The following is a 10,824-nucleotide window of genomic DNA, read 5'->3' as shown; positions in this document are numbered from 1 at the left end:
CAGCCGCCCGAGATGAGGGATTGATCCTGCGCCCAAACCGGATAAGCAACGCCCGCGCCGCCAGTAAAAGAAGTAGCCGGCAGAGTGCCCATATCGAAGGTGGCACTGGCGGTAGAGAGGGAACAAGTCGGGGTTGAGGACGCTATGGTGAACGACCCTAGCGTCCACGTACTCAACCGAGTGTTCGAATTCTGCCAGAGGTATCCAAAAGCGGGCGCTTGAGCCGACTGCGCGAAGTCGGTCGCAAATAGAGTAGATGGAAATGTGCCCGATGGAATGTCGCCCGTCTTTATTAGGCGTACGGCATTGCTTGCTGCGCTTATTATTGAATACATAAAATACAGTCCAGGAGAGCCCCCTCCCATAGGACCACCGAGTGTTGGCGTGGTAGTGGGATTCGCAGTGATCGGCTGACCGGTGATATAGCTGTACATACGCACACCAATACCCGGGTAGCCGGTTGCCCAGACATCACTAAATCCAGGGGCTTTCGTCAGAGGTATAGTGAGTGAATTGCCGTAGGTATAGAGCCCTGTGGGGGGATAGGGATAATCACAGGTAAACTGGCCACGACCGTTCCACTGCGTAGTAATAGGAAGTTCTGACCCCACTGGCAAATCGGATGGGATAACCACCGTGCCAGGTGAAACCATAAGCAATTGGGAGGTAAACGCAAATCTACACGCAGAAAAAGCTTGTGGAGCGACCATTGCCATGATCAAGGCAAAACAGACCTTCCAAACAAAGGACTTCTTTATACCGTTTCTGGTACGCATGGAAACTGGTGCACTCGCGGCAAGTTTTTGCAATCGCACACGAGCCACAATACGGCTCAATAATGTTGTTATAGGCTCGTTCTCGTTGCGCACATAATCGATAAATAAAACGGGAAAACAATTCAATTTCTTTGGCATGTTCACTGTTCACCTTCCGCAGAAACAAGGGACGTGTCGCCGGCATGTGTTGACGGAAAATTTTGCCAATCGTTACCGATGGCTTTAAACCCTGCAGTTCGGACCACTCGGCAGTGCTGGTTATCAACGGCCGCATCCGCACCGCCTCTGGCTGCACAGTTACCGCCGCACCACCCTTGTGACGAACACGCCTGTGCCCCGTTAATCGGGCCGGAGAAGTCGATGGATGCGGTTTCCGCCCAGACTCCATTCAGTACGGCACAAGCAACCAGCAGGAAGCTAGACGAGAGGCCTTTGACGGACCAGCATTGCACGACGCTCACCTTATTTGTAATTAACCGTCACCGTGACGGTGGCGTTGACCGTGCCGGCCGTAACTGTTGATGCCGTTTGGAGATAGCGGGCCGAGAAGGTGTACTTTCCGCCTGTACCCTGAGGGGCGAAGTTGATAGGGGTGCTGCTATTGGGGATGGCTTGCAAACCGTTTTTCTGCCACAGCTCAAGCGCCACGCCCTTGGCGGTACCCTGATTGGCAAACGCATTGCTATACGGTGCCACCGCCGCTATTCCCGCGAAGGTCATGGAGACGGTGCTGGCATTGCAGCCGCCCGAGATGAGGGATTGATCCTGCGCCCAAACCGGATAAGCAACGCCCGCGCCGCCAGTAAAAGAAGTAGCCGGCAGAGTGCCCATATCGAAGGTGGCGTTGCTAGTACTGAGGCTACATGTGGGGCCTGTCACAATAATAGTGGTTTGATTGAGCCATACCGCCGAATTGGATTGCGGACTGCTATTAGCAGAAGTCTGAAATCCAGTCGCTCTATTCCATGCAACCTGTTGGCGAGGGATAACATATGTCCCTGGAGCCAGCGTACTTGTCGCGACGAAAAGTATTATGTTGTTATAGCCCAATCCATAATCAAAATAGGCATTAATACCAAAAGGAAAAACCTTCACCGCGTTGGCACCCAGTGGAGACCAAGTAGGGCTAAGCCAATCTTTACCGGCAAGAATGTAACCGATCCCATCAACACCTGTCGGATAGACAGCATGAGTTCCATAGCCGGTTTGATGAGTCATACCGGTCGAATTTTTAACAGGGACAATCCATGAATTTGCACGGACGGCGGCGGAACAACCGGAGAGTACGGTGCTGGCAGTCGTTTGCCCTTGTATATTTCCAATTTGACTCCCAGCAGGGATAGACCCCTGAACGGTATTTGTGCCAGGAACACCGAGAGTCTGTGTTGACACTAAAACCTGCATTGGGACACCTATGAAGCCATTTGAGGCGGGGCACGTTTGTGCGTATACCCGACTCCCTGTCATACCAAACATTAGGGCGGCCATCACAAGCAAGCACTTTATCTGCCATCGAGGCGAAAACATATATGTGTTCATCGAATGTCTTTGATGTGCGAATGTCTTTAATATGTTCATTGCCGGGCCTTCACCGAAACATTGAATCTTTCGTCAGAATTAGCTGACGGAATATTCTCCCAATCGTTGATAGCAGCTTTTGAATCCTTCAATTCGCGTTCACGCGACTCAACATGGCTCGATGTCAACGGTTGCGTCTGAACCGCCTCAGGCTGCGTGATTGCTGCCATGCTGGCTTTGCAGGCAGCCTTCACCGTTTGCATTTCAGCCTGCCGCCCCTTTTTCACTTCGGGCAACTGCACGCTGATCTGGCACGCATCGGTCGCTTCCTCGCCCCACTTCACCGTCAACACGCCCGAGCCAGGCAGGTCACGAATAAACAAACGGCTACCCTGCCCTGCTATGCCAACGCTGTTGCCCTGCGCATCGAATACTTCGGCGCCAAAAGGCACGGGACGGCCATCCGGCAAAACCGTTTCAACCATGACGGCGCGGCCGTGCTTGGTGTCGTATTTCAACCTCACGACCGAGCCCGCTCGCGGGGCCACGTTGGTGGTGGTCGACTTGAGTTCCAGGCCTGCGTCGGCGCCCTTGGGATCGAGTGCGATGGTGTTGAGCTGATAAGGCATCAAGTTGGGCACGATCGCATAGCCGCGCCCGTCCACCTTGGCACCCTGGCTATTGGATACGGTGGCACCCGATGCATCCGATGCCTGTACCAGCCCAATGGTGTCTCCGGTAGGCGGCCCAAACGTTACGCCGCCTCCATGGATGACGACACCGCCTGAAGCGCCAGCGTTGAACTGTCGATAACTGCTGCCTTGACTGTAGCCGCCTACCAGCTGCGTCACCGGGCTGCGGTACTGCGCGTTGAGCGAGCCGCTGGCACCGCTGCCGTCGGTATGACCAGCGGTAGCGCTGTAGCTAAAACGGTTATCCGCGCCGAGATTACCGCTCACCGTTGCCTGACTGTTGCTGCCCCCGTCCTGGTCGCGGTTGACCATGGCGGTGAGCTGCGGTGCGCGATCACTGCGCCCTAAAGGTACGCTGACAGTGAACATGAGCAGCGTATCGCGGCGCCCCTGCGTTTGCGCGACGTTGAAGCCGCTGGCCAAGCCTGGAATCTGATCAGCCGATGCGTTGCCCGGCACAAACTGCCGGTTATCGCTTACTAGCTGACGCTGTGCATTCACGCTGTAGTTGAACGATTTCCAATGATTGCTGTACCCCGCCGAGAAATTCACCTGGCGGCCACTGCCTGCCCAATAGTCAGCAACGGAGCCTTGAAGGAACAGTTGGCCGTAGGTATCGCCCAACGACTGATTGACGTTCACATCAAGACGGCTTCGCTGGCGCAACAGGTTGCTGCCGGCGGCGCCGCGCGCCGCGGCATCGCGCAACGAAATCGCGTCCTGCAGGCCGACATAGCCCTTGGTGGAATACCTATACGCAGCCACCGCGAAGTTGGTGCCGGTTTCGGTGATGTTTTTGTTGTAGCCGACTCTTAAGCTCGTACCGTGTGTTTTGGCCTGGTTCGGCGCAGAGTTGGTGGCATGCGTGATATCGGCAGAAACGGCACCTACCGGTGTATTGAGTGCCGCGCCGACGAGCGCCGCGCCGTAGCCATTGGCGAACGTGGCGCCGGTGTAGCCCGTCACCAGATTGTTGATGCCTCGCTGGAAAGTACCCTGTACGACATAGGGTGTGTCGAGCAGACTCAATTGCTCAACCTTGCCTGCGGTCACGCTCCAACGGTTCTGCCCCGGGCGAAGCAATTGCGCCACGGAAGAGAAAGGCACGCTGAAACGTTGCACGCGTCCGTCGGCTTCGGTGACTTCCACATCCAGATCACCGCCGTAGCCGGTGGGATAAAGATCCTCGATCGCGAACGGACCCGGCGCAACGTTGGCGTCGTAGATGATGTAGCCACGCTGCTGGACGACCACGTGCGCGTTGGTTTCCGCGATACCACGCACAATCGGCGCATAGCCGCGCATGGACTGAGGTAACATGCGGTCATCGGTGTACAAGCGCATGCCGCGTATGCGCACGCTGTCGAACAGGTCGCCGGGCGTGAAGGTGTCACCGGCCTCGAATTGCGCCTGCAACGAAGGTATGTCGTGCTGGAGATAGGTCGCGGTGTTCTGATAATGCGTACCGTCGTGGTCGGTCCAGCTCAAGGAGCCAAGGGTATACAGGTGCCACGAACCCAGCTTTGCCGAGGCATTGAGGCCGACGTAGCCGGTTGTCTGGCCCCGTCCACTATTGGTGGAGCGATACAGATTAGTCGTGTAATTGAGGACTCCCGCATTGATGCCCGGATCCCATTGCGAGGGATCGACGTAGCCACGCGCCGCCTGGTTGGCGTAGACCTGCGGCACCGATATGGATAGCTGCTGCGTACCCATGTCGAAGTCAGCCGTGGCGCCCGGTATGTAGTCACCGATCGGACCGCAGAACGTTCCCTCGGGGATTTTTTTAAGCGACGGATTTTCCTTTTGGACAAGCACCTTCTTCAGGTCTACGCCGATGCGAACCAGCATGGCGGGATCGTAACAAGGCTCTGCGCTGTCCTTGCCCGGAACGTTGACGAACACCAGATCGGTGCGCGCCTGCCACGTTTTGTTGAGGACGATGTCGCTGCGATACGTACCGGGCAGCACGACATTGCCCTTCTCGAAGCGCGACAAATCCACCTTGGGCGCCATGCCAGTTGGAAAGAATGATGCATCGAAATTGACAGGCTCGGCTGCAGCGGGCGACACCGGCGAGGCTGGCGACGCGGGCAAGGCCGCGTAGGCCGATGGGGCCATCGCACTCAGAAGCAGCGCAGGCAGTAAACGCCGCCGCAATCCTGCGTGCTTGTCAGCGATCGATCCATTCGCGCCTGCGTCGAGCTGCATACAAAAAACTCCTGACATGGCAAGTTCATCGCTCACCATTTGCTTTAAGACTTAATTGAGTGGGATTTGGCCAGCTATGCGAACTACACCGTCATGGTGCTAGTGGCTGGACAATCGTGCTGACGGCACCATAATCGCTAATAACATTGAACTGTGCCTTCACATCACCGGCTGGCCGGCTGGCGAGTTCCTTGATCGGGAATACCGCCGTGCCTCCCGGGGCCACCATGCCACCACCGTCTCCATTGACGCTGCGCTCGCCAATGCTCAAACCAACTTGAGCAAAATTGACGTAATACGGCGTTGGGTTGGTGACTTGCAGCGCGGCACCCTTGCCGCCCTCTCCATCTACCAGCTTCCAGGTGAGCTTATGAGCAGCACTCGCTGCATTCCCGGGCAGCCTGGATGGACGGAAGAACACCTTGATGCGGGTGCGATAGGCAAAGTCCAGCCTGCTGCTTCCGTCATCAGAAGATTTCGACGGGACTTCAAGTACGTTCAGCCAAAACAAGCTTTCTTTGTCGCTGGGCAACGGCTCTTTCGTATACACCATGCGTACCGACGCGCTCTTGCCTCCATCCAAACGAAAGAGAGGGGGAGTGATGGTAAATGGCACCTTGACGTTTTCAGGCGTCGCCTTTTCATCGCCTGCATCAAGCCAAACCTGTACAAGCGAGGGCGTGCTGCCTCTGTTTTCAATCTGAACGGTGACGTCGCTATCCTGAGCGGGATACACAACACGCGTCCCGTTAATCACCACAGTGGCTTCCGCTCGGCCAGTCAATAGCGCGACGCAAAGAAGCAAACCGGTGGTTATGTGGCGTAACACGTGATTCATACGTCACCTTTTCATGAGGATTAAGCGCATCGATGGCGGCACTTTGTCCGCCACCGATGACAATGGGACTATTGCGTCAATACATCAGTTGTAAGTCACGCCATACAGCACGTGAGCGTTGACAAGACCCGGGGTGACCGTGGCATTGGTCGACAGGAACTGAGCGCTGAAGGGGATGGTTGCCGTGTTATTGGCGATCGCCGGCGAATTCACGCTGTAGCTGCTATTGAGATTGATGGTCTTGTTAGAACCATCGAGCAGTTGGACGGCTACGCCGGTAGCTTCGCCGTTCAGCGTATTCTCTAGTGCGCCCGAAATCGGGTCGACCGGCGTACCAACAGTCACGAGTGAGAAGGTAGCGACCTTACCGTCGGTGCAAGAGCCCTGGCCCGGGCCACCGATGACTACTTCAAACGGCGTCTTATTCTGAACATCACCCGCAGCAGTGAATTGCGAGGGCGAGACCGTCTTGAGGTCCACGGTGAAATTACCCAGACCATAGTCCGTGCCCGCACCACCAGATACGGTGCAGGTGGGGTCATTCACCGCACCTTGGAAGTAGATGGTGCCGCCGTTAGAGGCAGCGCCGGCCGAACCCACCGCACCAAGACCTAGAACCAAAGCAGCTGCTAACGCAATTTTGTTGCACTTCATTTATGTAACTCCTTAAGGGTATGAAAAGCCGCCTTGTGGCAGCCACTTCCGCGAGCTTTCAAGCGTATGAAAGCGACGAAACAGACAGGTGCCGCATATGTGACGCACGAAAGTTTCGAAACATGCGCACCTAAAACAGCGGGCCATCATCTGCGAAAAATAGAACGCGATATGCCAGAAATGTCTGTCAAACGTGTACGGCCTGGCAGAACGTTTGGCACAGTCCATAGCCACTCTGTTCAGAGCTACCGCATTGTTTTTGCGCGTTGGATGCCGCCTGGCTTCGTTTACAACAGAAACCAGCTGTCGCGTATCTTAGGTACGAGGGCGAATGCCGTATTTGGAAATTATTTGAAATTCGCTTCTTGCCGAGCTTTTTTGCTTCAAGTGCCGACAAACACTTCCAGCCTTGCCTGACATCACTGCAAACGCGCAGCGATTGCATTGCTGGAAGTTGATATGCACGCCAGCATAGGCGGCCAATCCGTTCACACCACGATCGACAAGGCGATGTTGCACGCTATAGAAGTCGACTCGCTGAAGCCGGTACTCGTCCTAGGCCCTGTACCATCTAGTGCATGGCGACTGCTGTTTCCAGAAGCATAAGACGCCATCTTTGCCTGGCCAGCAAAGTGCTTGCTGACATTCACTTTTAAGCGTTCGTTGTCTGTCTTGGCGAGGGGTACGCCAATGCGAGCCGTGGTTTGTTGATTGGCATCGCTACGCGTGTTCAATCCGTTCGTGCTTTCGATCGGATTGATACGCAGAGTTTGATCGGTGATACCCGGGGGATCACTCGTCCGCGGCAACTGATATGCATGTTCGCGTGCCCGACATAGTACGAAGTCGATCTTTGCGGACAGAATAGAAAAAGACACAAAAAAATGCCGCGCTAATTACGCGGCGGCATGACTAATCCGAGATATATAGCCTGTATCGATCTACAAGGATGTCGTACAGATTCATCCAGTTAATCGTATTTATACGAAGCACTTTTCATCCAACGCACTTATACAAGGGCTAGCCGTTCCAGCCACAACGTTGTCATCACATCAAAGCCGCTGCACACCTGGCTCGCGGCACTCACCCACCCACTTGCTTGCCGATGCCGCACCAGCCTGATCGTTGGCTTGCAGACGAATTTCCACGATCGTCTGCCAGTTACGTGCGCACAACGGGCCTTGCTTGGAACCCAGTGTCCACGACTGATGCGCCAGCTTTTCCGCGAGCTGGAAATCGCCCATATAGATGGCGACTTCGGCGCGATCCTGCAGCACGTCAGGTGCGTCAGGATTGCGCTTCAACGCCATGTCGAGCTTGGCGGCGGCTCCCTGGTAGTTGCCGTTCCGCTCGTCTTGTTTCGCCGCATCCTGGACTGCGGCGATGCCCGGATCGACCAACGGATGCACGTTGATCACCGACTTGTCGCGTTCACCAGCCGCGCGAATTTCGTCCACCATCGTGGCGTTGGATTTGCCCGGCGGCGGTTTGGGCGCTTCGGGTGCGGGTTGGGCGCAAGCGGCGAGCAAGAGGCCGGCCAATGCGGCAGGCACCAGAGTACGGGGAAGACGGAGCAAACGGTGCGGCATGGTCATTCTTGGCTACTGCTGGCTGGCGGAGGGGGTTGGCGACTCGGCTGAGGGCTGCGAAGCGCTCTGGCCGCCGCCGAACAGATTACCGATTTTTTGCCAGAAACACCCTTCAGAATCCGTGGAGACGCTGCCAGCGATAACCGGCACCTCCTTGGCCCCTGAACATGCCGGATCGCTGCGCCGGCCATCGGCAGGGTTGATCCAGGCCATTTCCAGGCCGTCGCCCGGTGTGGCAGGCAACGGCACCGTGGGCAGTTTGCGGAACAATTCCTGCCACGCGCGCAAGGCACCGGTAGAACCCCACAGATGGCTGGGCTTGTTGTCGTCGCGCCCCATCCAGAACACCGCCAGGCGGTCGCCGGTGAAACCGGCGAACCAGCTGTCACGCAAATCGTTGCTGGTACCGGTCTTACCGGCCGTATGCAGGTAGGCCAGGCTGGAATCACCCAGCGACTTTGCCGTGCCGTACGTCGTCACCTGCTGCATCGCCCACGTCACCAGACGTACCGCGGGCTGGTATTCGCCCTTACCACTTTCCACTTCGTAGCGTTTGATGGTGCGTCCGTTGCTGTCGACCACGCCGCTTACTGCCAACAGCGGCAACGCATGACCATCCGATGCAATGTACTGATAAAGCTGCGTTACCTGGATGGGCGCCAGATCGACCGCTCCGATCAGCAGCGATGGGCCGGGCTGAACGTCGGTGAGGCCGAACGAATCGAGAAATGCCTTGATGCGTGGCAAGCCCACGGCCAAGCCTAAGTGAATCGTGGCGAGGTTCCACGAATTGGCCAGCGCATCCACCATCGGCACCATGCCGTGGCTCTGGTTGTCGTCGTTATGCGGCGTCCACCAGCTGCCATCGGGCTGCTTCATGCTGACCGGCGAATCATCCAGCTGCGTGGCGAGATTCCAGCGCTCAGGGTTGGTCAGCGCCACGAGATACACGAACGGCTTGATGGTGGAACCGATCGGCCGCCGCGCATCCAGCGCACGATTGAAGCCTTGGTCGCCAGGAATCTTGCTGCCGACCACGGCGAGCACACTGCCGGTTTTCGAATCGGTCACGACGGCTGCGCTCTGCGTATCATCGCCGCGCTTGCCAAGACTCTTGACCGCACTGTCGATCGCTTGCTCGGTATACAGCTGCGTGGCTGGATCAAGCGTGGTGAAGATCGACAGGTTGCCTTGCTTGAGTGTGTCCTCGTCGAAGTCGTTGGTGATCTGCTGGCGCACCAGTTCCATAAAGGCTGGGAAGCGGTTGTGCGGCAATTGGCCATCGGTGATCACGCCCAGGGGCGCCGCCTTGGCCGCACGCGCCTGTTCGTCCGTCAACAGACCGGTGCTTACAAACGTGTCCAGCACCAGATTGCGCCGTGCCAGCGCACGATCGGGATAGCGGCGCGGATCAAGCTGGCTGGGGCCTTTCACCAAGCCGACCAGCAGGGCGATTTCCTGCGGACGCAAAAATTCCAGCCGACGTCCGAAATAAAATTGCGACGCCGCGGCAAAACCATGCACCGCCTGGTCGCCCTGCTGACCAAGGAACACTTCGTTGATGTACGCCTCGAGGATGCGCGCCTTGCTGTAGTGCATCTCCAGCAGGATCGCCATCAGCGCTTCGTTCAACTTGCGCCCCATGGTCTGTTCGCGGTTGAGGAACAGGTTGCGCACCAATTGCTGCGTGAGCGTGGAAGCACCTTGCACGGTATGACCGGCACGCAAATCGGCAAAGGCAGCGCGCAGGATAGCGGTGAAGTCGACGCCGATATGATGCTTGAAGTCGCGATCTTCCACCGCCTGCAAGCCGCTGATCAGCAAGGGCGGCAAATCATTCAACTGCACGTAGGTGCGATCTTCCTGCTTGGCGCCATATACGGTTGCGATGCGCGCAGGATCCAGATGCGTTTCGCTCAGCGCCTTGCCGGAAGCCAAGTCGGTAACGGACTGCACCACACCATTACCCAGTGCAACGCGAATGTGCTTGGGCAATTCGCCGCCGTCAGGCCCCGCGTAGCCACGCGAGGAAATCACATAGGTGCCGCCCTTCTTCGTCCAGCTGCCGGGTACGTCGCCATGGCCGTCATTCGCGTAGCCGGAAAACGCGAGCTCCACTTCCAGCGTGCCGGGGGTCATCGGCACGAACGGGGCCAGACGTAACGGCTGCGAATAGACCCGCGTAGGTACGGCGAAGACCAGATCACTAAAGCGGTCCTGCACGCGCTTGTTGAGGATCAGCGAATACGGCAGCAGGAAACCGAACAACAGGCCCGTGCAAATCCAGAAGGGGATGCGCACCCAAGGCCAGCATGCGCTTGCGATCGAACGGAGTCGGCTAAGAAATTCCAACGGGGTGGTATCCAGGGCAGGCTGAATCGGCAATGTCCGAGATCATAGGGCCCAGCACCCGGCGGCCGGATGAATACGAGCCCGCCGAAAGTGGCACGCCAGGGGCAATTTCGGGGATTTTGGGCAGGCAACACGTAGGTTGGGGTGCAAATCCCGGCATAGCGTGTGATCGGCATGGCGATGTTGGGGTTTGC

Annotated in this window: 7 protein-coding genes; all 7 read right to left on the bottom strand. The window is 57.1% G+C overall.

The genetic code is table 11. The features are described 5' to 3' along the window. Positions 1 to 914, bottom strand: a 914-nt coding sequence (locus IEX75_RS12220; protein ID WP_188794598.1) for a hypothetical protein, incomplete at its 3' end; no start/stop codon positions are given. A gap of 324 nt (positions 915 to 1,238) precedes the next feature. Beyond that, the gene (locus IEX75_RS12215; RefSeq protein ID WP_188794597.1) at positions 1,239 to 1,994 is read right to left on the bottom strand and encodes a fimbrial protein; all 756 of its coding nucleotides are present in this window, start codon (positions 1,992 to 1,994) and stop codon (positions 1,239 to 1,241) included. Between the two features lie 356 nt (positions 1,995 to 2,350). Beyond that, a complete protein-coding gene (locus IEX75_RS12210) occupies positions 2,351 to 5,197 on the bottom strand; it encodes a fimbria/pilus outer membrane usher protein (RefSeq protein WP_188794596.1) in 2,847 nt (948 codons plus the stop codon). Positions 5,198 to 5,288: 91 nt separating this feature from the next. Continuing rightward, positions 5,289 to 6,035 (bottom strand): fimbrial biogenesis chaperone, encoded by a 747-nt coding sequence (locus IEX75_RS12205; RefSeq protein ID WP_188794595.1) that lies wholly within the window; start codon positions 6,033 to 6,035, stop codon positions 5,289 to 5,291. A gap of 84 nt (positions 6,036 to 6,119) precedes the next feature. Further along, the gene (locus tag IEX75_RS12200; RefSeq protein ID WP_188794594.1) at positions 6,120 to 6,689 is read right to left on the bottom strand and encodes a fimbrial protein; all 570 of its coding nucleotides are present in this window, start codon (positions 6,687 to 6,689) and stop codon (positions 6,120 to 6,122) included. Positions 6,690 to 7,741: 1,052 nt separating this feature from the next. Further along, complete coding sequence (locus tag IEX75_RS12195; RefSeq protein WP_308422135.1) at positions 7,742 to 8,278, bottom strand: tetratricopeptide repeat protein; 537 nt, start codon at positions 8,276 to 8,278, stop codon at positions 7,742 to 7,744. 12 nt (positions 8,279 to 8,290) lie between these two features. Then, entirely contained in the window at positions 8,291 to 10,630 is a 2,340-nt protein-coding gene (gene mrcB / locus IEX75_RS12190; protein ID WP_188795635.1) for a penicillin-binding protein 1B, read from the bottom strand. Between the last annotated feature and the right edge of the window lie 194 nt (positions 10,631 to 10,824).

It is taken from the genome of Dyella nitratireducens (assembly GCF_014642835.1).
Lineage (GTDB): Bacteria > Pseudomonadota > Gammaproteobacteria > Xanthomonadales > Rhodanobacteraceae > Dyella_B > Dyella_B nitratireducens.
This window is presented reverse-complemented; position numbering and strand designations above follow the sequence as displayed.